The sequence below is a fragment of the Geothrix sp. genome (assembly GCF_030219325.1).
Classification (GTDB): domain Bacteria; phylum Acidobacteriota; class Holophagae; order Holophagales; family Holophagaceae; genus Geothrix.
In genome coordinates this window covers 3,151,182-3,173,740 of sequence record NZ_CP126625.1, presented here as the reverse complement: position 1 = coordinate 3,173,740, position 22,559 = coordinate 3,151,182, and the positions used below count along the sequence as shown (strand labels likewise).

At 68.9% G+C, this 22,559-nt stretch carries 18 protein-coding genes and 2 riboswitches; of the genes, 3 read left to right on the top strand and 15 right to left on the bottom strand.

Annotation, left to right across the window (positions count from 1 at the left end):
- A complete protein-coding gene (locus tag QOZ81_RS14130) occupies nucleotides 1-1,188 on the top strand; it encodes a tetratricopeptide repeat protein (protein WP_291204974.1) in 1,188 nt (395 codons plus the stop codon).
- A gap of 73 nt (nucleotides 1,189-1,261) precedes the next feature.
- Here QOZ81_RS14130 and QOZ81_RS14125 read toward each other — a convergent pair whose 3' ends face one another.
- The 5 genes from QOZ81_RS14125 to QOZ81_RS14105 all read right to left on the bottom strand — a co-directional run bounded on the left by QOZ81_RS14125 (nucleotide 1,262) and on the right by QOZ81_RS14105 (nucleotide 5,376).
- A complete protein-coding gene (locus tag QOZ81_RS14125) occupies nucleotides 1,262-1,615 on the bottom strand; it encodes a c-type cytochrome (protein WP_291204977.1) in 354 nt (117 codons plus the stop codon).
- 68 nt (nucleotides 1,616-1,683) lie between these two features.
- Nucleotides 1,684-2,286, bottom strand: coding sequence for a uracil-DNA glycosylase family protein (locus QOZ81_RS14120; protein ID WP_291204983.1), 603 nt, complete (start codon nucleotides 2,284-2,286; stop codon nucleotides 1,684-1,686).
- 6 nt (nucleotides 2,287-2,292) lie between these two features.
- Nucleotides 2,293-2,706 (bottom strand): hypothetical protein, encoded by a 414-nt coding sequence (locus QOZ81_RS14115; RefSeq protein WP_291204986.1) that lies wholly within the window; start codon nucleotides 2,704-2,706, stop codon nucleotides 2,293-2,295.
- A gap of 10 nt (nucleotides 2,707-2,716) precedes the next feature.
- The gene (locus QOZ81_RS14110) at nucleotides 2,717-3,310 is read right to left on the bottom strand and encodes an isochorismatase family protein (protein ID WP_291204989.1); all 594 of its coding nucleotides are present in this window, start codon (nucleotides 3,308-3,310) and stop codon (nucleotides 2,717-2,719) included.
- A gap of 17 nt (nucleotides 3,311-3,327) precedes the next feature.
- Nucleotides 3,328-5,376 (bottom strand): M13 family metallopeptidase, encoded by a 2,049-nt coding sequence (locus QOZ81_RS14105; protein WP_291204992.1) that lies wholly within the window; start codon nucleotides 5,374-5,376, stop codon nucleotides 3,328-3,330.
- Nucleotides 5,377-5,534: 158 nt separating this feature from the next.
- Here QOZ81_RS14105 and QOZ81_RS14100 point away from each other — a divergent pair, with 158 nt between their 5' ends.
- Nucleotides 5,535-8,810, top strand: coding sequence for a S41 family peptidase (locus QOZ81_RS14100; RefSeq protein WP_291204995.1), 3,276 nt, complete (start codon nucleotides 5,535-5,537; stop codon nucleotides 8,808-8,810).
- Between the two features lie 21 nt (nucleotides 8,811-8,831).
- Here QOZ81_RS14100 and QOZ81_RS14095 read toward each other — a convergent pair whose 3' ends face one another.
- Nucleotides 8,832-9,584, bottom strand: coding sequence for an SDR family NAD(P)-dependent oxidoreductase (locus tag QOZ81_RS14095; RefSeq protein ID WP_291204998.1), 753 nt, complete (start codon nucleotides 9,582-9,584; stop codon nucleotides 8,832-8,834).
- An 86-nt stretch (nucleotides 9,585-9,670) separates the two neighbouring features.
- Between QOZ81_RS14095 and QOZ81_RS14090 the strand changes: the two genes are divergently transcribed.
- Complete coding sequence (locus QOZ81_RS14090; RefSeq protein WP_291205001.1) at nucleotides 9,671-9,910, top strand: hypothetical protein; 240 nt, start codon at nucleotides 9,671-9,673, stop codon at nucleotides 9,908-9,910.
- Here the strand turns inward: QOZ81_RS14090 and QOZ81_RS14085 are convergent.
- The 9 genes from QOZ81_RS14085 to QOZ81_RS14045 all read right to left on the bottom strand — a co-directional run bounded on the left by QOZ81_RS14085 (nucleotide 9,907) and on the right by QOZ81_RS14045 (nucleotide 22,551).
- Nucleotides 9,907-11,235, bottom strand: coding sequence for an aspartate kinase (locus tag QOZ81_RS14085; RefSeq protein WP_291205004.1), 1,329 nt, complete (start codon nucleotides 11,233-11,235; stop codon nucleotides 9,907-9,909). The genes QOZ81_RS14090 and QOZ81_RS14085 overlap by 4 nt on opposite strands.
- A complete protein-coding gene (gene metA, locus QOZ81_RS14080) occupies nucleotides 11,232-12,167 on the bottom strand; it encodes a homoserine O-acetyltransferase MetA (protein WP_291205007.1) in 936 nt (311 codons plus the stop codon). The genes QOZ81_RS14085 and metA overlap by 4 nt, the downstream gene beginning before the upstream one ends.
- A 4-nt stretch (nucleotides 12,168-12,171) precedes the next feature.
- The gene (locus tag QOZ81_RS14075; protein WP_291205010.1) at nucleotides 12,172-13,458 is read right to left on the bottom strand and encodes an O-acetylhomoserine aminocarboxypropyltransferase/cysteine synthase family protein; all 1,287 of its coding nucleotides are present in this window, start codon (nucleotides 13,456-13,458) and stop codon (nucleotides 12,172-12,174) included.
- A gap of 127 nt (nucleotides 13,459-13,585) precedes the next feature.
- Nucleotides 13,586-13,686, bottom strand: a riboswitch (SAM riboswitch).
- 105 nt (nucleotides 13,687-13,791) lie between these two features.
- The gene (locus QOZ81_RS14070; protein WP_291205013.1) at nucleotides 13,792-13,986 is read right to left on the bottom strand and encodes a hypothetical protein; all 195 of its coding nucleotides are present in this window, start codon (nucleotides 13,984-13,986) and stop codon (nucleotides 13,792-13,794) included.
- Between the two features lie 157 nt (nucleotides 13,987-14,143).
- On the bottom strand, nucleotides 14,144-17,566 hold the full coding sequence (gene metH / locus QOZ81_RS14065; RefSeq protein WP_291205015.1) for a methionine synthase: 3,423 nt from the start codon (nucleotides 17,564-17,566) through the stop codon (nucleotides 14,144-14,146).
- A gap of 109 nt (nucleotides 17,567-17,675) precedes the next feature.
- Entirely contained in the window at nucleotides 17,676-17,960 is a 285-nt protein-coding gene (locus QOZ81_RS14060; RefSeq protein WP_291205021.1) for a 2Fe-2S iron-sulfur cluster-binding protein, read from the bottom strand.
- Nucleotides 17,954-19,822: a bifunctional homocysteine S-methyltransferase/methylenetetrahydrofolate reductase gene (locus QOZ81_RS14055; protein WP_291205028.1), complete on the bottom strand. Its 1,869-nt coding sequence runs from the start codon at nucleotides 19,820-19,822 to the stop codon at nucleotides 17,954-17,956. The genes QOZ81_RS14060 and QOZ81_RS14055 overlap by 7 nt, the downstream gene beginning before the upstream one ends.
- Nucleotides 19,823-19,888: 66 nt before the next feature.
- Nucleotides 19,889-19,992: riboswitch (SAM riboswitch) on the bottom strand.
- Nucleotides 19,993-20,044: 52 nt separating this feature from the next.
- A complete protein-coding gene (locus QOZ81_RS14050) occupies nucleotides 20,045-21,475 on the bottom strand; it encodes a glycosyltransferase family 2 protein (protein ID WP_291205031.1) in 1,431 nt (476 codons plus the stop codon).
- Nucleotides 21,472-22,551 carry a HEAT repeat domain-containing protein gene (locus QOZ81_RS14045; protein ID WP_291205034.1) on the bottom strand — a complete coding sequence of 360 codons (1,080 nt, stop codon included), beginning with the start codon at nucleotides 22,549-22,551 and terminating at the stop codon, nucleotides 21,472-21,474. The genes QOZ81_RS14050 and QOZ81_RS14045 overlap by 4 nt, the downstream gene beginning before the upstream one ends.
- Nucleotides 22,552-22,559 lie beyond the last annotated feature (8 nt).

The following is a 22,559-nucleotide window of genomic DNA, read 5'->3' as shown; positions in this document are numbered from 1 at the left end:
ATGCGCCACCTTGCCGCCTTCGCCATCTGCATGCTCCTCGGCCTCGCTGGGCCGACCGGACGCAGCCAGGCCGACCCCCCCCCGGCTCCAGCGCAGGCACCGGACAAGGCCACCTTCGACGAGGCGAGACGGCATCTGGTGCGCGGCGCCGCCGCCATCGAGATGGCCAAGAACGATGGTGATCTCGCCCTGGCCGCCGACGAGTTCCAAAAGGCCGTGACCATCTACCCGGGATGGGCCTTTGCCTGGATGAACCTGGGCCAGGTCCAGGCGAGGCTGGGCCGCCTGCCGGAGGCCATGGCCAGCTACAAGCGCTTCCTCGTCCTGGCGCCGGAGGACAAGGAGGCGGGCAAGGTCAGCGACGAACTCATCAAGCTGGAGTTCCGCCTTGAGCAGAGCGCCCGGATCCGCAACAGGGGCGGGATCTGGGTCGGGGAGGGGGGCATGCCTTACCTGGCCAAGGCGGAAGGCAACAGCCTTGTCCTGAAGACGGCGCGGCAGCGCATGTCGGCTCGGGAGCTGGACGCGAACGAGTTCATGGGTGGCGATACCGGGATCCCCGTCCGCGAGTTCCGGCTGGAGTTGCAGGGCACCAAGGTCACGGGCACGAGCACGCGCAGCGAGGTGGTGGCGGGGAAGTGCACGGTGCCGGCGGAAGTGGTGGAAGTGGAGGGCTCGTACGACGAGGCCGCCGGGCGCTTGACCCTCAAGATGCAGAGGACGCGATTCCAGAGCCGCACCAGCGTGAACCTCTTCCTGGATCCCGTGGACTGCCGAGGAGTGACCAGCCTAGGCAAGGACGAGGTCCAGGTGATGCTGCTGGGTCCCCTCCCGGAAGGGGGGATCGATATTCCCGTGGATTTGGCCTACCTGCCGGGCGGGGTCCTGATCCGGCACGAGTGGCAGGGCCACCTGGGCGTGGGCAGCTACACGGCACCCCTCACTGACCGGGCCAAGGCCCTCGGGTTCCAGAAGATGGATGAGATCATCGCCATCGATGGCCTCCCCATCAAGGAATTGGCTCCCGCCGAGATCGTCCGCCGCCTGCGGGGCCCCGTGGGCAGCGAGGTGGCCCTGACCGTCCTGCACAAGAAGGCCAAGGAACCCGAGATCCTACGCGTGTCCCGCGTGCCGGTGGCGCCCCCCGCGGCGGACCGGCCCTTCGTCTACGAAGTCTGGACGAACTGACCTGGAGGGCGGGACCTGCACCCCTGGTGGTGGTCCAGGTTCCGCCTGCCAGCCCTGGTTCAAGGAGAGGATCCTAGGGGGCGATGACCTTGCCCTTCTCGGCCTTGCGGACGACCTCTTTGACCATCAGGAGGGCGTCCTCGTCGCTGAGCCGGTCTTTGAAGGAAGGCATGACGACCCCGAAGAAGATGCCCTTCCGGATGGTCTTGGCCATCTCTTCGTCAGTCTGCTTGGCCTGCTTGGCCGCATCCGTGAAGTCCCGCCCGCCGAGCTTCTTGCCGTCGGCCATGGCGGAGCCGTCGGGTCCGTGGCATTTGACGCAGTTCGCGGCGAAGAAGGCCTTGAGCTCGGTCACGGTCTTGGGGGACGGATCCGCCAGGAGATGGGAGCAGAGCAGGAGCGGGGACAGGAGGAGAGCGGACCGCATCGGCACCTCGGAGTGGTTGAGGGCTCAACATAGGGTCGGATGCGGCGGACCGCCAGCCGAGGCGCCGCTCAATCGGAGAGGAGGCCGCAGAGCTGCGCCTGCCAGGCGGCGCGGAGGTCTTCCAGCTTCAATCCCTTCCCTTTCCCCGGGGCGCCCTGCAGCAGTCCCTGGGCGCTGGGGTGGGGCAGGGCGTGGAGGTCGAACACCGAGGCCCCGGGCAGGCGGCTGAGCACCCACTCGGCCCGCTTGCCGAAGGCGATGACGCGCAGCGGCGAGGTTCGCCCCGCGGCCGCCCGGGTCAGCTCCGCCGAGAGCCGGGCCAGGTTGGCGGGGGCCAGCAGGTCGCGGTTCGAAGGGGCGTGGAAGTGCTCGCCGTCCTTCGTCGGGCAGGCGGGGAAGGCGTTGCTGAGGGCCGTGCGATGCAGCCGGGGTGCCAGGCCCAGGGCCTTGAAACGGGCCCCATCCCAGTCTTCCCAGGCCGCCGCGGGCACCTCGGCGCGGCCCGTGGCGGCCAGAGCCCGGTACACCGTGATGCCCGCGCCGTCCCCCCAAAAGGGGATGCCCGACTGGTCTGCGCCACGGGGACCGGGAGCCTCCCCGAAGAGCATCACGGAAACCGCTCCGGAGGCCGGGAACAGGGCGGGGACGGGGTGGCCTTGGATGCGGGACATGATGGGCTAGGAAGCGTGGATCCGTCCCGCCGCGCCGCCGGTGGCGGGCAGGGTGTGGCAGCGGTTGCAGGCGCCTTCCGGGACGCCACCCATGTCGGTGCGGGTGCCGTTGCGCACCACGGCGGCCTTCTTCAGGGGCAGGGCCAGGGTGGCGCTGGAGAAGAAGTTGCCCGCAGCATTGGTGGTGAGCGTGGTGTCCACGGAGTTGGCATCCGTGATGATCACCGTGATCCCGGCGAGGCCGCTGCCGGAGTCCGCGTTGGCGGTTCCGAACACCGTTCCCGCCACGGTGAAGCCATGACAGGCCAAGCAGTTCTGGCCAGGGGCCATCAGCTCGTTGTTCTTGTCGTCATCGTCGTGACCTCCGCAGGCCAGGGCGGAGATGAGGAGCAGGGCGGCGAGGGATGGGAGCAGCTTCATGGAGGAGATCTTAACCCTGGGGCTGGCCTTCCTTCATGAGCGCCGAAAGGGCCTTGAACTGGGGGTGGTTCTTGTCCCGGGCCCACTCGAAGGCCACGGACTCGTGGTTGGTGAGGGTCGCGCCGGCGGCGGCCATGCGGTCCAGGGCGCGGTCCCGGTACTCCTCCCCCCGGCCGCTGATGGCGTCCCAGCAGAGGTGCACTTCGGAGCCCTGAGCGAGCAGCTCGAGCACGGTCTGCATGACGCAGACGTGGGCCTCGATGCCCGCAATCACGATCTGGCGCTGCGGGGGCCGCAGCATGGGCCGGGCCTGCTGGAGCAGGGTCTCGAAGCCCGTGTCGCCGCAGCAGCCGAAGGCGGTCTTCTCGAGGAAGAACTTCGGGGTGGCAAGGCCGTCGTAGATGGCGCGGATGCTCTCCTCCGTGGGCCCGATGCCCTTGGGGTACTGCTCCGTGAGCACCACGGGCACGGCGAAGAGGTCCGCCAGCCGGAGAAGGCGGCGCGCCGACTCCAGCACCGGGGCCGGGCGGTGCACCATGTGGACGAGCTTCCCCTGGAAGTCGATGACGACGAGGATGCTGCGGCTGGAGTCGAGAAGCGCCATGGGAACCTCCGGGTTCGCTACCAGATCTTCACCCGATCCGCCGGGGCCAGATAGAGGGTCTGGCCGGGCTTCACCTGGAAGGCGGGGTACCAGGCGTCCAGGTTCCGCACGGTGGTGGGCCGGAAGGGGGCCGGGGTATGGCCGTCCGTGAGGATCTGCTGGCGGAGCAGCGGCTCGCGGGTCTTCTCCCGCCAGCTCTGCGCGTAGCTGAGGAAGAACTGCTGATCCCCGGTGAGCCCCTGCACCACAGGCGCGGCCTTGCCGCCCAGGGAGAGGCGGTAGGCGTCATGGGCGGCGGCCAGCCCGGCCACGTCCGCGATGTTCTCACCCAGGGTCTGCCGGCCCTTGATGTGCAGGCCCGGGAAGGGCTCGTAGGCGTCGAACTGCTTCACCAGCTGCTCCGCCGAGGCCTCGAAGTGCTTCAGGTCCTCGGGGGTCCACCAGTTGTTGAGCTTGCCGCTGGCGTCGAAGAGGCAGCCGGAGTCGTCGAAGCTGTGGCTGATCTCGTGGCCGATGGTGGCTCCGGTGGCGCCGTAGTCCATGGCTTCGGACCGCTTCGGGTCGAAGTAGGGGGGCTGCAGGATGGCCGCCGGGAAGTTGAGGGCGTTCATCACGGGCAGGTTCACCGCGTTCACGGTCTGGGGCGTCATCACCCACTCGCTGCGGTCGATGGGCTGGCCCAGCTTGCGCAGGTTGCGCTCGTACTCGAAGCGCTCGGCCCGCTCGGCGTTGCCGAAGGCATCGCCGGCCACGATCTTCAGGCCCGCGTAGTCCCGCCAGCGGTCGGGATAGCCGACGCCCACCTTGAGCGTGTCCAGCTTGGCGTTGGCCTTGGCCTTGGTCTCCGGGGACATCCAGGCCAGGGCCGCGATGCGGGCCCGGAAGGCCGCGATGAGGTTGGCCACCATCTTCTGGGCCCGGGCCTTCTCGGAGGGCGGGAAGTACTTCGCCACGTAGGCCTTCCCGATGGCCTCGCCCAGGGCCTGATTGGTGACCGCCACGCCGTAGACCCAGCGTTCGCGGGGCTTGGCCGCCCCGCTGAGGACCTTGCCGTAGAAGGAGAAGGACTGGTCCGCCACGGCCTTGGGCAGCACGCGCGCCCGGCTCTGCAGGGCGTGGAAGGTGAGGTAGTCCTTCCAGACTTCGAGGGGGACTTCGGCCGTCAGGGCGGAAAGGCCGGTGAAGGCGCCGGGCTGCCAGACCACGAAGGTCTCGGGCTGCGTCAGGCCGGCGGCGGCGAAGTAGACCTCCCAGTCGAGGCCCGGGGCCTTCGTGCCGAAATCCGACCGGCGCCAGTGGTTGTTGCCCTTCAGGACGTCCCCGGATTCCTCGCGGCCGGCGTGGGCCGTGGCCATGTGCGTCTCCAGGTCCAGCACTGCCCCGGCCCTGGCGTCGGCGTCGGGAACGCCGGCCAGCTTCAACATGGCCGCCACGTGGGCGAGGTACTGGGCGCGGATCCTGGCCATGCCTTCGGAGGGATCCAGGTAGTAGCTGCGCTCGGGCATGCCCAGGCCGCCCTGCAGCAGGAAGGGGGAATACCGGCTGGGTTCGTCCAGGTCCTGGGCGACCCAGAGGCCGAAGAGGTTGGCCGTGTAATAGTTGGTGGCGTTCAGCACGTCCACGTCGGCGCGCAGCGTGGTGCCCAGGTAGCGGGCCAGATCCTTGCGGTCCCGGATGGCCGCGATGGCCTGGAAGGTGGGCTGGAGGGGGGCCAGACCCCGGGCCTCGATGGTCTTCTCGTCCATGAAGCTGGTGAAGCAGTCGCCGACCTTGCGCAGTTCCGATCCCGCCGGCGCCTTGGTCGCCGCCGCGGCCTTGATGAGGGCCGCCACCCGGCGATCCGTGAGGTCGGTCACCTGATGGCCCACGCCGAAGGAGCCCCGGTCGCCGGGGATCTCCGTCCGCTTCACCCAGCCGCCGTTCGCATAGGCGAAGAAGTCATCGCCGGGGGCCACGGCGCGATCCATGCCCGCCAGGTCGAGGCCGCGGGTTCCAGCCTTGGGGGGGGCGGCCACCAGCGCGGGGACGGCCAGGCAGAGGACCAGGAAAGAGGCGGATCGGCGCATGGAAGAACCTCAAATGGCGGCGGTTGGGAAAGAGCAATCCGGAGTGCATGATACCCGTCCCGGGATTCCCGGTCCGCAAGCCTTGACCCGGGCCCGGGCGGAGGCGCAAGGTGGAGGGGCCCTTTTTTATACATCGTCTTGCTATGGAAGGACACCCCATGATCCATCGCTCCTCCTCCCTGACGCCCCTGGCCCTGGTCATGGCTGCGGCCCTCGTCCAGCCCCTCTCGGCGGTGGATCTGCAGGACACCCGGCTGGTGGCCTCGCCGGCCCTCAGCGCCCGCCAGGTGGCCTTCCTCTATGCCGGGGACCTCTGGACCAGCGCGCCGGATGGCGGCGCTGCCCGGCGGCTCACCACCCGCGGGGGCTGCATCGGCACGCCCCGCTTCAGCCCTGATGGCCGTTGGATCGCCTACACGGCGGCCCTGGAGGGCAACGCGGACGTTTGGGTGATCCCCGCGGCGGGCGGCGAGCCCCGCCGCCTCACCTGGCACCCCGGCGCAGATCTGGTGCAGGACTGGACGCCGGATGGCAAGGCGGTGCTGTTCACCTCGGGCCGCTCGGTCCACACCACCCGCTTCACCCAGTTGTTCACCGTGCCACTGGCAGGCGGCATGCCCACCAAGCTGCCCATCCCCAACGCCGCCCGGGCCACCTATTCGCCGGACGGCAGCCACATCGTCTACAACCCCCTGTCCGACGCCTTCCGCCAGTGGAAGCACTACCGGGGCGGCACGGCCTCGCGGCTCTGGATCTACCGGGTGAAGGACCACGAAGTCACGCAGATCCCCCAGCCCGAGGGGCGCTGCAACGACATCGACCCCATGTGGATCGGCGGCAAGGTCTACTTCGTGTCCGACCGCGCCGGCGAGTTCAACCTCTTCAGCTACGACCTGGCGACCAGGGCCGTGGCGCAGCTGACCAAGCACGCGGATTTCCCCATCCTGGCCGCCAGCCAGGGCGCGGGCCGGATCGTCTACGAGCAGGCGGGCTGGCTCCACAGCTTCGACCCCGGCACCGGGCAGGCCACGCGCCTGAAGGTCGCCGTCGCGGCAGACCTGCCGGAGACGCGCAGCCGCTGGGCTTCCGGCGCCAAGTGGGTGCGGAGCATGGACCTCTCGCCCTCCGGCAACCGCGTGGCCGTGGAGTTCCGCGGAGAGATCCTCAGCGTTCCCGCCGAAAAGGGCGATGCCAGGAACCTCACCCGCACGCCGGGCACCCACGAGCGCAACCCCGCCTGGTCCCCGGACGGCAAGGCCATCGCCTACGTGTCGGATGCGGGCGGTGAGTACGCGTTGAAGGTGCAGGCCCAGGACGGCAAGGGCGAGGTACGCAGCTACGCCCTGAAGGGCGCCGGCTTCTACCGCGACCTCAAGTGGTCGCCGGATGGGAAGCGCATCGCCTACATCGACAACGCCATGGCCCTGTACATCCTCGACCTGGGAACCGGCGCGGCGAAGCCCATCTCCAGCGAGCTGCTCTACACGCCCTCGCCCACCCTCACCCACAACTGGTCGCCGGATTCACGCTTCCTCGCCTACACCCGCAACACCGAGTCCGGCATGCAGCGCATCCACGTCTATTCGGTGGAGGACGACAAGTCCACGGCGTTGACGGATGGCCTGGCCGATGCCGGCGAGCCCGTCTTCGACCGCGGCGGCAAGTACCTCTACTTCACCGCCAGCACCGAGGCGGGCCCGGTCCGGGACTGGTTCGCCCAGTCCAATGCCGATGCCCTGATGCGCGGGAACCTCTACCTCATGGTGCTGGCCAAGGACACGCCCTCGCCTCTGGCCAAGGAAAGCGACGAAGAGTCCGGCGTGGGCAAGGCGGAGGACAAGGGCAAGGGCGACGAGAAGAAGGGCGCCAAGGCCGAGGTGAAGGTCCGCATCGACTTCGAGGGCTTGGCTGAGCGCATCGTCCCCATCGAGGCCGCCAAGAGCGCCGCCTTCACGGATCTGGCCACCGGCGAGGAGGGGAGCCTCTTCTACCTCCGCAAGGCCGGCGGGGAGAATCGCTTCAACGCGAACGAGGCCGCCACGCTCTGCCGCTTCGACCTCAAGAAGCGCGAAGAGACCGTGCTCGTGGAGAAGGCCGATGCCTACGGACTCTCGGCCGACGGCAAGAAGCTCATCTACCGGCTGAAGGACGCCGCCACCATCATCCCGACCACGGGCAAGCCTGAGCCGGGCAAGGGTAAGGTGGGGCTGGACGCCCTGCAGGTGCAGATGGAGCCCCGCCAGGAGTGGGCGCAGATCCTCGACGAGGTCTGGCGCATCAACCGCGACTTCTTCTACGCCCCGAACATGCACGGCGCCGACTGGAAGGCCATGAAGCAGAAGTACTCGGCCTTCCTGCCGGATCTCGCCACCCGCGCGGACCTCAACCGGGTGATCCAGTGGATGTGCTCGGAGCTCGCCGTGGGCCACCACCGCGGCGGCGGCGGCGACCTGCCGGACACGGGCAAGCCCATCCCCGGCGGCCTGCTGGGCGCGGATCTCGACGTGGCCAACGGCCGCTACCGCTTCGCCAAGATCTTCGGGGGCCTGAACTGGAACCCGGAGCTGCGCTCACCGCTCACCGAGCCCGGCGTCAACGTGAAGCCCGGCGAGTACCTGCTCGCCGTCAATGGCCGCGACCTCGCGGCCCCGGAGAACCTCCACGCCCGCTTCGAGAACACCGCCGGGAAGCTGGTGGAGCTGACGGTCGGGGCCGATCCCACCGGCAAGGGCGCGCGGACGGTGACGGTGGTGCCGGTGGAGAGCGAGGCCGCGCTGCGCAACCGCGACTGGGTGGAGGGCAACCTGAAGAAGGTCCAGGAGGCCACGGAGGGACGCGTGGCCTACGTCTACGTGCCCAACACCACCAGCCTGGGCCACACCTACTTCAAGCGCTACTTCTATCCCCAGGCCCAGAAGGACGCCGTGATCATCGACGAACGCTACAACGGCGGCGGCCAGGTGGCGGACTACTACATCGACCTGCTGCGCCGCCCCTTCATCGCCATGTGGGCCATGCGCTACGGCCAGGACCTGAAGACGCCTCAGGCCTCCATCCAGGGCCCCAAGGTCATGCTGGTGGATGAGACCGCCGGGTCCGGCGGCGACCTGCTGCCCTGGATGTTCCGCAAGTTCGCCCTGGGCCCCCTCGTGGGCCGTCCCACCTGGGGCGGACTCGTGGGCATCCTCGGCTTCCCCACCCTCATGGACGGCGGCAACATCACGGCCCCGAACCTGGCCATCTGGACCGAGAAGGGCTGGGTGGTGGAGAACGAGGGCGTGGCCCCGGACATCGAAGTGGAGCAGCTGCCCAAGGACGTCATCGCCGGCCGGGACCCCCAGCTGGAGAAGGCCATCGAGCTGGTGAAGGCGGAGCTGAAGAAGAACCCGCCCCAGAAGCTGGTGCGGCCGCCCTTCCCGGTGCGGACGAAATAGCACCCAAGGGGGCGTGGTCCGTCAGGACTGGACCACGCCCCCGTCGAGGTTCAGGCACTGGCCCACCTGCATGGTGTTCGCGGGATTGAGCAGCCAGCCGATGCCCTGGGCGATCTCCTCGGGCTGGAAGAACCGCTTCACGGGGACGGCCGCCTCGGCCTGGGCCCGGAACTGGGCCTCGGTCTGGCCTGTGGCCGCGGCGATCTGCCGGATGCCGGTCTGGGCCATGTCCGTGTCCACCCAGCCCGGCGCCACGGCGTTCACCACGATGCCCCGGTCGATGAGCTCCAGGGCCAGGGCCTTGGCCAGGCCGATGAGGCCGTGCTTGGCGGCGCAGTAGGCCCCGTAGCCCGGCACGCCGAAGCGGCCCAGCACGCTGGACACCAGCACGATGCGGCCGCCCGCACCCATGGCCGGCAGGAAGGCCCGCACCGTGTTCCAGGGGCCCGTCAGGTCCGTGGCCAGGATCTCATCGAAGAAGGCATCCGAGTCCCGGTCCACGGGGGTCATGCCGGAGATGCCCGCTGCGGCCACCAGTCCGTCCAGGCGGCCCACCGATCCGGCGAGGGTGGCAAGGGCGGACCGGTCGGCCACATCCGCCGCATGGACCTCGGCGGTCCCTCCCGCCTGCCGGACGGCCTCGGCCGAGCTTGCCAAGGCCTGGGCGTCCCGGCCCAGGAGGACCAGGTGGGCGGCCTCAGTCTGGGCCAGCCACAGGGCGCAGGCCCGGCCGATGCCGCGCGAGGCGCCCGTGATGAGGATGCGTCGGGTCATGGCGGTTCCTTTCCCAAAGGGTGGCAGGCGAGGGGTGGCGCGGGTAGCGGGGAGGCCTATCTTTTAGATTCCACAGGAGAAAGCGGATGGTCTGCGAGACACAGGGCGAACGGCGCCAGGCCTCCACACCGAGGGACGCCGACTGCCGGGGGGCCCTCTGGACCCTGCCCGATGGCCAGCGCCTTCCCAACCTGGTGGAGGCGGCCCCCCTGGTGGTGGGTGATCCGGCCCATCCGGCCCGCCTGCTCCCGACCGATCTGGAAAATCCCGAGGGCTTCCACTCTCGTCTCACGGCCTGGCTGCTGCGGCAGGGCCAGCAAGGCTAGTAGCCGAGCACGCATCGGGAGTGCAGGCGGGGGATGAGGCTGCCCAGCCGGGACTCGGGAACGAGGAAGGCCATGGAGACCGTGCTGCTGCCGGTGAGCAGTCCGCCCACGGGCTCTTGGCCCAGCTCGCCCAGGTGTCGCAGGGCCGCCACCGGGTCGGCCCGCAGGCCCTCGCCCACCAGGGCCACCACGGCCCAGCCGGACTCGCAGGGCACTCCCGAGGCCGCCAGAGTGCCCAGCACCTCGGTGGCGGCGTGGGTCTCGGGGCGTACCGCCAGCAGGGTACCCGCGGGGCTGGAGATGAGGCCGAAGCGCAGGGCGCCGGCCTCCTCCAGGCTCCGGGCCGCCTCCAGCGGGGGCTCGAGGCCCGCCGAGGCCGGGAAGCGCAGGAGGCTGATGCCCTCCTTGTAGGCCACCGAGGTGACGGCACCGGCGGCGCGAGCGGGCGGCACCGGCAGGATTTCGGTGCGTGAGGCGCCAGGACGCAGAGTGTTGGCCACCACCAGGCGGAACCCCGCCCGCCCGCCGGGGGCCAGGGAGTCCGCGTGCAGGACCTTGGCCCCGAAGGCGCTGAGGGCCTCGGCCTCGCCCAGGCTCATCTGGGGAATGGGGCGCGCCTCCTTCACCAGGCTGGGGTCGGCGGTGAGGACGCCGTCCACGTCCGTCCAGATCTGCACCTCCTCCGCGTCGAGGGCCTCGCCCAGCAGGGTGGCGCTGGTGTCGGAGCCGCCCCGGCCCAGGGTGGTGGTGACACCCTCGGGGGAGGAGCCCAGGAAGCCCTGGGTGATCCAGAGGGCGCCCGCGGCCAGGGCCTGGCGCCAGGGGGCGGCGGCCTCGCGGAGGGCTTCCAGCCGGGGGCGGGCCTTGCCGAAGCGGGCGTCGGTCTGCATGACCTGCCGCACGTCCTGGAAGGTCCCCTGGAAGCAGAGGGCTGCGAGGTTCGCGGAGAGGGTCTCGCCCACGGCCAGCGCGGCATCCCGGGCCCGGGCCGTGGTCTCACCCAGCATGGCCATGCCCGTCAGGAGCTGATCCAGCCTGGTGAAGAGGGGGGGCCAGGCCGGTGCCACGGCCTGGGTGAGGCCGAGTTCCTCGGCCACGGCCTGGTGGCGTGCCTGAATGGCGGCCAGGATCGTCTGGGCCGTGGCGAGGTCGCCTCGGCCCGCCGCCGCGCAGGCATCGAGGATCTGGTCCGTGGTGCCCCGCAGGGCGGACACCACCACCAGGCCCCCGGCAGGCAACTCGTCGCGGACGATGCCGGCGGCTCGGCGCAGGGCCTCGGCGCTGCCCACGGAGCTGCCGCCGAACTTGAGGACTTTCAGGCTCATGCCTTCCCCCCTTCCACCGCGGAAAGCCCCAGGTCGAAGGGCGTCTCCTGATAGACGAAGTAGTTCAGCCAGTTGGAGAAGAGCAGGTTCGAGTGCCCGCGCCAGCGGACCTGGGGTGGCCGGGTGGGGTCGTCCTCCGGGAAGTAGTTCTGCGGGATGCCGATGGGCAGGCCCTTGCCGAGGTCGCGGGCGTACTCGCCCTGCAGGGTGCAGGGGTCATACTCCGAGTGCCCCGTGACGAAGGCCAGCCGCCGGTCCGCGGACTGCACCAGGTACACCCCGGCCTCGTCCGACTCCGCCAGGAGCACCAGACGCGGCTCCGCCTGGATGTCCGCCCGGCGGGTCTCCGTGTGGCGCGAGTGAGGCGCGTAGAACACATCGTCGAAGCCCTGCACGAGCCGCTCGTTGGCCACCCGCAGATGGTGGGGGAAGACCCCGAACATCTTCTCCGGCAGGGGATGTTTGGGGATGCCGTAGTAGCGGTGCAGGGCGGCCTGGGCGCCCCAGCAGATGAAGAGGCAGGAGAAGACGTTCGTTCTCGCCCAGTCCAGGATCTGCGTGAGCTCCGGCCAGTAGTCCACCTCCTCGAAAGGCAGCGTCTCCACCGGCGCGCCCGTGACGATGAGGCCGTCGAAGGTCTGGTGGCGCACCTCCTCGAAGGACACGTAGTGCTCCAGCAGGTGCTCGGCGGAGGTGTTCTTCGACGCGTGGGAGGCCATGTGCAGGAGCGTCACCTCCACCTGCAGGGGCGTGTTACCCAGCAGGCGGAGCAGCTGAGTCTCCGTGGCCACCTTGGTGGGCATCAGGTTGAGGATGGCGATGCGCAGGGGGCGGATGTCCTGGTGGAGTGCGCGGGATTCCTCGATGAGGAACACGTTCTCCGCCTCGAGCACGTCGCGGGCCGGCAGGGAGGCTGGGATCTTGACGGGCATGGGATCAGGCCTTCTGCAGTGCGGCTTCGAGGTCCTCGATGAGATCCGAGATGTTCTCCAGGCCCACGGAGAGGCGGATGAGATCCTCGGTGACGCCCGTGGCCTCCCGTTCGGCCGAGGACAGCTGCTGGTGGGTGGTGCTGGCGGGGTGGATGATGAGGCTCTTGGCGTCGCCCACGTTGGCCAGGCGCGAGAAGAGCTGGACGCCGTTGATGACGGCCTTGCCGGCCTCCAGTCCGCCCTTCACGCCGAAGGTGAGGATGCCGCCGAAGCCCGCACCCTTGCGGAAGTAGCGGGCCGCCGCAGCATGGTTCGCGTTGGTCGCCAGCCCGGGGTAGTTCACCCAGGCCACCTTGGGGTGCTTCTCCAGCCACTGGGCGATGGCCAGGGCGTTCTCGCCGTGGCGCTGCAGGCGCAGGTGCAGGGTCTCGATGCCCTGCAGGATGAGGAAGGCGTTGAAGGGACTGATGGCGGCGCCGGTGTCGCGCAGGCCCTCGATGCGGGCCTTGGTGATGAAGGCGGCGGGCCCGGCCAGGTCCGCCAGCACGGCGCCGTGGTAGGCGGCGAAGGGCTCCGTGAACTCGGGGAACTTGCCGTTCTTCCAGTCGAAAGTGCCGCCGTCCACGATGACGCCCGCCACCGAGGTGCCGTGGCCGCCCAGGAACTTCGTCGCGCTGTGCACCACGATGTTGGCGCCCAGCGCCAGCGGGTTCAGGAGGTAGGGGCTGGGCAGCGTGTTGTCCACGATGAGGGGGATGCCCGCGGCCTTGGCGATGACAGCGATGGCCTCGAACTCCGGCACGTCCAGCTTGGGATTGCCCAGGGCCTCGATGTAGATGGCGCGGGTCTGGGGTTTGATGGCGGCCCGGAAGGCTTCGGGGTTCTTCGAGTCCACGAACGTGGTGTCGATGCCCGTGCGGGGCAGGGTGTGGTGCAGCAGGTTGTAGGTTCCGCCATAGAGGTTGTCGCCCGCCACGATGTGGTCGCCGTTGCGGAGCAGCGTGTTGAAGGTCAGGGTGATGGCCGCCTGGCCCGAGGCCACGGCCAGGCCGGCAATGCCACCCTCCAGCTGGGCCACGCGCGTCTCCAGAACGGCCTGGGTGGGGTTCATGATGCGGGTGTAGATGTTGCCGGGCACCGACAGGTTGAAGAGCGCGGCGCCATGCTCGGCGGAGTCGAACACGTAGCTCGTGGTCTGGTAGATGGGCACCGCCCGGCTCTTGGTGTCGCTGTCCGCGACCTGGCCGCCGTGGAGGGCGATGGTTTCGAAGTTGGGTTGCGCGGCGCTCATGGCGGCTCCTGAAAAGAAAGGTGAGAAGGCCGAGGCCCTGTCGTCCAAGCAAGTCCAGGAAAAGCAAACATGACAAAGGGGCCCGATCGCTCGGGCCCCTTTGTCGCCGTCGTCAGTTCGACACAGCTCGACATCTCTCCGTGATTGCTCACGGCAGGAATTGGCACCTTGCTTTCGCAGGTTGCCAAGGTTTCACAGGGCCCGTCCCTCCACCTTTCTGGATAACTCGCTATGGAACTGACAAGGATCTCGATGGAAACGACCCCGAAGGGCCGATCCCCAAAGGTAACGCTTCGAGGTCGTGGTTTCAACCTGCCCCGAGAGGGATTTTCTTCAGGCGGTCACAGAAAGGCGGCTGCCCACCTGGGGGTTCGTGCTGGGGGCCTCATTGGCCTCCTGGGCGCCACGGGCGGCCTCGGCGCGCTCGTCCTGCGCCGTCTCGCGGGCTTCGGGCTTGGGCGCCACCGCCTGGGGTTTCGGGATGATCGCCGCAGCGCTCGATGGGCCAAGACCTTGAATGGAACTCATGATGGCCTCCCAGGCGACGAGTCGATGGCATCCGTGCCAACCATAGGAAGCCTATCGACGAAATTCCCCTTCACCATAAGCTTTTTGTCGCGACAGACAAGTCGCCGAAGGCGCGCCAGAGCTGGCCCTTACAAGATCCGCAGGATGCCTATTGGCCTCAGACCGAGAAGTACCGCGCCTGGGGATGCCAGGCCACCAGGGCGCTGGTGGTGTATTCGGGGTCCATCTGGTGGCTGTCGCTGAGGGTCACGCCGATTTGGGCGCCGCCCAGCAGGTCCAGGATGGGGCCGTTGCCCTCCAGGTCCGGGCAGGCGGGATAGCCGTAGGAATAGCGCGAGCCCTGGTAGCCCTGGGCGAAGAGGGCGCGGCCGGGCAGGTCCTTCGCGGCGATGCCCAGCTCCTTGCGGATGCGGGCATGGAGGCGCTCCGCGTAGGCCTCGGTGAGCTCCGTGGCGAGGCCGTGGAAGGCGAAGTAGTCCGCGTAGCCGTCCTCGCGATAGAGCTTCGCGGCGTGGTCGGCGGCGGCTTGGCCCAGGGTGACGAGCTGGAGGGCCAGCACATCCGTGTGCCCGGCGGAGAAGAAGTCCGATATACAGAGCCGCCGGCCTGTGGCCTGGCGGGGGAAGCTGAGTCGTGCCAGAGTCCGTGCGGGATCCGCGGGATCGAACACCCGGAGGGAATCACCCTCGGCCCGTACGGGGAAGTAGCCGTAGCGGGCCTTCGGCTGGAAGAACGGATCGGCTGCCAGCCGTTCCTTCCAGTGCATCAGCTGGGGCGCGGCCTTGTCGCGCAGCACCGCCGCGAAGGCCTCGTCACCCTGGCTGCCCTGGCTGAAGCCCCAGCGGTTGCGGATCAGGGCGAACTCGTCCAGGTGCTCGAAGAGGTCCACTGGCGTATCCGCCAGCTCGCGCACGCCCCAGAACGGCGGCGTCGGCGGTGCGGCCTCGTGGCGCACCCAACTGCTCTGGCCCTGCTCCGTCAGAGGCACCGAAGCCGTGCCCCGGTGAAGCACTTTGATCGCGCCCGCCGCGGACGCGGCGGGCGCGGGTGCTGGCGTGCTGGCATCGCCCGACACCAGCGCCTGCATGTGCCGAAGCCCCTCGAAGGCGTCCTCGGCATAGTACACGGAACCCGCGTAGACCCGGCGGCAGTCACCCTCCACGTAGTCGCGGGTGAGGGCCGCGCCGCCGAGGATCACGGGTACCTTGAGTCCCAGCTCCTCCATGAAGTGCAGGTTCTCCTTCATGATCACCGTGGACTTCACCAGCAGGCCCGAGAGGCCAATGGCCTCGGCGGGCCAGGCCTCCAGCTCCTTGAGGATGGCCTCGATGGGCTGCTTGATGCCGAGGTTCTTCACCTCGAAGCCGTTGTTGCTGAGGATGATGTCCACCAGGTTCTTGCCGATGTCGTGGACGTCGCCCTTCACGGTGGCCAGCAGGATGCGGCCCTTCTGGTAGTTGGATTCGCGGGGCAGGTGCGGCTCGATGCGCCTGATGGCGGCCTTCATGGCCTCGGCGCTCTCCAGCACGAAGGGCAGCTGCATCTCGCCGGCGCCGAAGCGCTCGCCCACGACCTTCATGGCCGCCAACAGGGTTTCGTTGATGAGCTTCAGGGGATCGTGATCCTTCAGGGCCTCATCCACATCGGCGAGGATGGCCTGCTTCTCGCCGTCCAGAATGCCGCGGTGGAGCCGTTCCAGCACGGGCAGGTCGGCGCGGTGATCGTCCGCCACGGCGGCTTTGCGGTCGCTGAAGCGCGCCATGAGGGCCTTGAGGGGATCGTAGCCCTCGCTCCGGCGATCGAAGATGAGATCCTCGACGATCTTCCGGTCGTCGGGATCGATCTTCGCCACGGGGATGACTTTCGAGGCGTTGAAGATGGCCATGTCCAGCCCGTGCTTCACGCCGTGGTAGAGCATGAGGGCGTTGAGCACGTGGCGGCTGGCCGGGTTCAGGCCGAAGCTCACGTTGCTCACGCCCAGGATGGTCATGACGCCGGGCAGCTCGGCCTTGATGAGCCTCAGGGCCTCCAGGGTCTCGATGGCCGATCCGCGGAACTCTTCGTCGCCGCTGCCCAAGGTGAAGGTCAGGGGATCGATGATGAGGTCGCCGGGATCGAGACCGTACTCAGTCACAGCCAGGGCGTGGAGGCGCCTGGCCACCTCCAGCTTCTGTTCCCGGGTCTTGGCCATGCCCCGCTCGTCGATGGTGAGGGCCACCACGGCCGCGCCGTAGGTCTTGCAGAGTCCAAGAATGGCCCTCGCCTTGGCGTCGCCGTCTTCGAAGTTGATGGAGTTGATGACGCACTTTCCCGGAGACCGCTGCAGGGCCCGCTCGATGACCGGGAACTCCGTGCTGTCGATCATGAGGGGCAGGGTGATCTGGGAGACGAGGCGGCTCAGCAGCTCGTCGGCGTCGCGCACCTCGTCTCGGCCCACGTAGGCCACGCAGAGGTCCAGCAGGTGGGCGCCTTCCCGCTGCTGTTCCTTGGCGAGCGTGATCATGCCGTCCCAGTCCTCGGCGGCCAGCAGGTCCCGGAACTTCTTCGAGCCATTGGCGTTCGTCCGCTCGCCCACGATGAGGGGGGCGGGCTCCTGCCTGAGGGTGACGCTCTGGTAGAGGCTGGCGGCGCTGCGCTCCAGGGTGGGAGTGCGTTTGGGCGGGTTCAGTCTTTCCACGCCGGGGGCCAGGGCCCGGATGTGATCGGGCGTGGTGCCGCAGCAGCCGCCCAGGATGGCGATGCCGAACTCCGTGGCCGCATGCAGGACCTTGGGCGCGAAGCCTGCAGGATCCAGCGGGTAGACCACCTGGCCGCTGCGATTCTCCGGCAGGCCCGCGTTGGGCAGGCAGCTGATGGCGAAGGGGCTGGCTTCGCAGAGGGTCTGCAGGTGCTGGTGCATCTCGTCGGGGCCCGTGGCGCAGTTGAGCCCCAGCACGTCGATGCCCAGGGGCTCGACGCTGGTGAGCACGGCGGAGATGTCCGAGCCCACCAGCAGGGTGCCCGTGGTCTCCACCGTGGCCTGGACCCAGAGCGGGAGGTGGCGCTGCTTGGCGGCCATGGCCTCCCGGGCGGCCCGCACGGCCACCTTGATCTGGCCCAGGTCCTGGCAGGTCTCGATGAGGATGGCGTCGGCCCCGCCATCCAGCAGGCCGTCCATCTGGACGCGGTACGAGGCCAGCAGCTCGGCGTAGCCCACGTGCCCCAGGGTGATGAGCTTGGTGCCCGGGCCCACGGAGCCGATGACGAAGCGCGGCCGGTCGAAGCTGCGCGCCACCTCCTTGGCGATGGAGGCGGCCTGCACATTCAGGGCGTAGGCCTTGTCGGAGAGGCCGAACTCGCCGAGCACCAGGGGATTGGCTCCGAAGGTGTTGGTCTCCACGGCGTCGGCACCGGCGTTGAAGTAGCTCTCGTGGATCTCGTGGATCCACTGGGGGCGCCGCTCCGTCAGCAGGTCTACGCAGCCTTCCAGGGCCGCGCTGCCGTAGTCCTCTACCGTGGGCTTCCGAGCGAAGATCTGCGTCCCCATGCCGCCGTCCAGCAGCAGCACCTTGTCGCGGAGGAGGGCGTTGAGATTCGTCATGGGAAAACCTTGTTTTTAACCGCAGATGGCGCAGATGTGCGCAGATGAGAAACCGGGCGTTGTTCCCGTTCATTTATCTGCGCCATCTGCGTCATCTGCGGTTTCATCTTTAAAGCCCCAGGTAATCGATAGCGACATCGCCCAGAACGGTGACCTGGCAGGCCAGGCGCTGATCGGGGGGCGCGTTCAGGCCACCCAGGAAATCTCGTTCTTCGGGTCCCATTTCACTGCAATGAGATAGCCCTTCCATCACGCGCACGCGGCAGGTGCCGCAGGAGCCCGTGCGGCAACCAAAGGTGATGTCCGCGCTTGCGGCATCGGCGATGCGCTGCAGGGACGTGCCCGCCGGTGCTTCCACCAGCAGGTCCTCCAGGCGGAAGTGGACCTTCACCACGGGGCCTCCGGCTTGGGCAGCAGGGGCGCCACCAGCTCCACCTGGCCGAAGGGGGCGGAGAGCTGCAGGCCACGGATGCGGGGGCGGATGGCGTCGATGACCTCCTGGGCGATGGCGAGGCCCTCCTTGATCTGATCCTCGGCGGTGGACCATTTCGCCATGCGCGTGAGCACGGTCGGCGGCACATAGGCACCGGGCACCTCGTTGGCCATGAACTCGGCGTTGCGCAGGCTCTTGAGGGGCCAGATGCCCGCGATGATGGGCAGGCCGCCCTTGCCGTCGAGGGCTTCCGTGAAGTCGAGGAAGCGGAACAGGCTTTCGGCGTCGAAGACGGGTTGCGTGATGGCCCACTGGGCACCGGCCTCCACCTTGTAGCGGAAGCGCGTCTTCTCCCGCTCCAGGTCCGCGGCCACGGGGTTGGCGCCCACGCCCACGCTGAAGGACGTCGGCTTGCCGATGCTGGCGCCGCCCAGGTCGAGACCGGTGTTGAGGCGCTTCAGCATGTTCACCAGGCCGATGGCGTCCACGTCGAAGACCGCGGTGGCCTGGGGATAGGGGCCCAGCTTCGGGGGATCGCCGGTGACTGCCAGGATGTTGCGCAGGCCCAGGCCTGCCGCTCCCAGCAGGTCGCTCTGCATGCCCAGCAGGTTCCGGTCCCGGCAGGCGTAGTGGAGGATGGTCTCCAGGCCCACCTGCTGCTCGATGATCAGTGCCGTGGCCAGGGCCGACATGCGGGCCATGGCGCGGGGGCCGTCCGGCACGTTGATGGCGTCCACGCCCAGGGCCCGGCACTGGCGGGTCTTGGCCACGAGCTTGTCGTACTCCATGCCCTTGGGTGGCACCAGCTCCACGGTGTGGATGAACTCGTTCTGGGCCAGCTTCAGGCTGAAGCGGCTGCGGAAGGCGAAGGGCACCTCGGGCTGGGGCTGCTCGTGGGGCTTCAGCTCGAAGCCACCACCGCCCTGCACGAAGGCGCGCTCCTGCCGGAAGGCGCCGCGCATGGCCCGGATGTGGGCCGGCGTGGTGCCGCTGCAGCCACCCACGGCGCGGGCACCCGCCGCCAGGGCGCGCCCGGCGAAGCCGCCCAGGTACTCGGGGCTGGCGCCATAGATCAGGCGGCCATCCACCATGTTGGGCAGGCCCGGGTTGGGCTGGAGGACGATGGGCTTGGCCGTGACGGCCTTCAGCTTTTCCAGCAGGCGGAGGTGCGGCGCCGGACCGTTGCCGCCGATGAGGCCCACCATGTCGGCGCCCCAGGTATCCAACTGCTTGATGAACCAGTCCGGCTCGGCGCCGAAGAGGGCCTGGCCGTCCTCGTTGGTGGTCATGAGCGCGGCAATGGGCAGCTGGCCCGCCTCCTGCACCGCAAGGATGGCCTGGTGGATCTCGTTCAGGTCCTCGAAGCCCTCCAGGACGATGAGATCGGCGCCGGCTTCGATGAGGGGGGTGGCCTGTTCGCGGAAGAGGGCCCGGGCCTCGTCGAAGGAGGTGGGTCCCCAGGGCTCGATGCGCACGCCCAGGGGGCCGATGCAGCCGGCCACCCAGGCCCGGGCGCCCTGCTGGGCGATGGCCCTCTTGGCCAGGTCCACACCCTGGCGGTTGATGGCGTCGAGCTCGCCATCGAGGCCCCGGGCCGCGAGCTTCAGCCGACCCGCCCCCCAGGTGTTGGTGGTGAGCACCTGGGCACCGGCGGCGAGGAATTCGCCATGGATGGCCAGCAGCAGGTCCGGTGACTTGAGGTTGCACTCCTCGAAGCTGCGCTGCAGGGTGATCCCGCGGTCATGCAGGGCCGTGGCGGTGCTTCCGTCGAAGAGGAAGCACTCGCCCGCGTCGAGGGCCTGCTGGAAGGTGGGATGGGTCATGGCTGCGCCTGGAAGGGACAGTCGCTTGATCGGCATCCAGGTCGGTTCGGGTCAGTCTGTGACGGTTCGGTATCTTCCCCCCGGGCACGCCGAGGGCAGGAGTTGGCACCTTGCTGTCGCAGGTTGCCAAGGTTTCACAGGGCCTTTCCCTCCACCTTTCTGGATAGCGCTCTAGGACTGCCAAAGATCGAGCGTCAAGAATGAATGGGGAGAGGACCGCCGTCAAGCCGGGGGTGGCGCCGCGGGCGGCTGGGGGCCGATGCCCTTGCGCTTCATCTGGCCCCAGCCCTCCTTGCCCCGGAACCAGTCGATGGTGCCCTTCAGGCGCCACCACACGGTCATCTGTCGGTAGCCGAAGTTCTCGACCACGGCGGTGAAGAGCAGCAGGGACCAGGCCTTGAGCCCCTGGTACCGGTGGCCGCTGATCTCCTGGAGCACCACGGACACCACGGAGTTCAGCACGCCCAGCAGGAGGGCCACGTAGATGAAGAGGATCGCGAAGGCGCTGTTGATGGAGTGGGTCCACAGGGACCACACGAACACCACGTAGCCCAGGACCTCGATGACCGGCGCCAGCGCCTCGAAGAAGATGAAGTAGGGCATGGAGAAGAGGCCCACGCGCCCGTACTTCGGGTTGAACCACATCCGCCGGTGCTTCCAGAGCGTCTCCAGCAGGCCCCGCTGCCAGCGGTTCCGCTGCCGGCCCAGGACCTTGGCGTCCTCGGGCACCTCGGTCCAGCAGACGGGGTCGGGCACGAGGGTGATGTGGTAGGGCCGCTTCCACTCGCGCAGGCACCGGTGCATGCGCACCACCAGCTCGAAGTCCTCGCCGATGGTGGCGGTCTCGAAACCGCCGGACTGGACGATCAGCTCCTTGCGGAACACGCCGAAGGCCCCGCTCACGATGAACATGGTGTCCAGGGAGGCGAGGCCCACGCGGCCGAATAGGAAGGCCCGCAGGTACTCGACGATCTGGAAGCGGGCCAGCCAGGAATCGGGGAGATGGATCCCGCGGATGCCCATGGCCGTGACCCGGCACCCGTTGAGGGGGCGGATGACGCCGCCGGAGGCCACCAGGTTGGGGCGGTCCATGAAGGGCCGGGCGATGCGGAGGAGCGAATCGTTCTCCAGCAGGCTGTCCCCGTCCATGCAGCACACCAGCGGGTAGCGGGCGAGGTTGATGCCGCAGTTCAGGGCGTCGGCCTTGCCGCCGTTGGCCTTGTCCACCACCACGAGGTTGGGCACGTAGGCGCTCTCGTAGATGCCGCGGACCTCCTTGGTGGGCAGGAGCTGGCGGAGCACGCGATGGCTGGGCTTCAGCCGGAAGGCCTCGATGAGTTTCTCCAGCGTGGCGTCCTTGCTGCCATCGTTCACCACCACCACCTGGAACTCCGGGTAGCGGAGGCTGATGAGGCTGTTCACGCTGGGCACCACGCCCGCCTCCTCGTTGTAGGCGGGGCAGATGAGGGTCATGGGCTTGTAGTGGCTGGTCTCGAAGGCGGTGTCGAGCCGATCGGTCTCCACCTCCTCGAGGTAGCTCCGGATGGAGAAGAAGGCCCGCAGGATCAGGGACAGGTGCGTGAGGTGGAGGGCCAGGAAGTAGACCAGGATGCCCCACTCGATGAAGACGGTGACGAAGCCGCGGAAGCTCACTGGTGCCCCCGCTCGTCGGCCCACTCCAGGCGCTCCCGCGCGATGTCGCGGGCGAAGCGGTCCGCCGTGGGATCCTCCGCCAGCCAGGTGAGCGCCGACGTTCCGGCATGGCCCAGGTCGGCCATGCCCTGGGCGGCGTTGCGCCGGACCTCGTAGATCGGATCGCTGGTCAGGGCGATGAGGGCGGGGATGGCATCGGGACCGCCGATCAGGCCGAGGGCCTTGGCAGCCTGGGCCCGGACGGGCCAGGCCTCGTGCTGGGCCAGGGGCTCCACCCTGGCATAGGTGAGGGGATCGGCCAGGGCCGCGAGGGCCTTCAGGGCCGAGGCCTGGATGTCCACGTCGGGGTTGGCGATGAGCTCCAGCAATCGGGGCTCGCTCTCGCGGTGCCGGTGCGAACCCGCCAGGAGGGCGAAGAGGATCCAGGGTTCCGGAGCGCCTCCGGGCGGCTCGAGGTGCGACTCCAGCCATGGGAGGAGGTCCGGGCCGAAGCCCTCGAGCACCCGCAGCAGCCGCTCCCGCTGGTAGCGCTCCTCCCGCAGCACCCAGTCGACCACGGGCTGGGCGAAGCGGAGGTCGCCGCTCAAGGTGAGGGCCTGCGCCGCCAGGTGGGTCACGTAGGGCACGGGGTCATCCAGGAGCGGGACGACCGCGTCCAGGTATTCTCCCAGCTTGAAGATCCCCACCTCCTGGGCGGCCTGGGCGCGGACGGTGGTCTGGCGGTGCTTCAGGCGCCCGGGGAGGGACTCGTGCACGCCCAGGCCGAGGTAGAGCTCCCGCAGGGCCTCCGCCTCCTGGCCGGCCAGGGTGGCGTGGTAGCGGGTGAGGAACTTCCGGAAGAGCTGCCGGTCCTCCTTCGCGATGCGGGGGAAGGCGGGCGCGGTGTCGTCGCCGCTGAAGAGGTAGACGGCCAGATCGGTCTCCCAGGCCTGGTAGCGGGCGATGCGATGCCGGTTCTGCCGGTCGCGCCGGAACTGGATGCCCGCGCCCAGGAGGACCAGGCCGGAGACCAGGCTGCCCAGGATCACCGTCCCCCAGATCAGGACCTGGAGCACCATCGCCGGAGGCAGGTGCATCGCCTGCC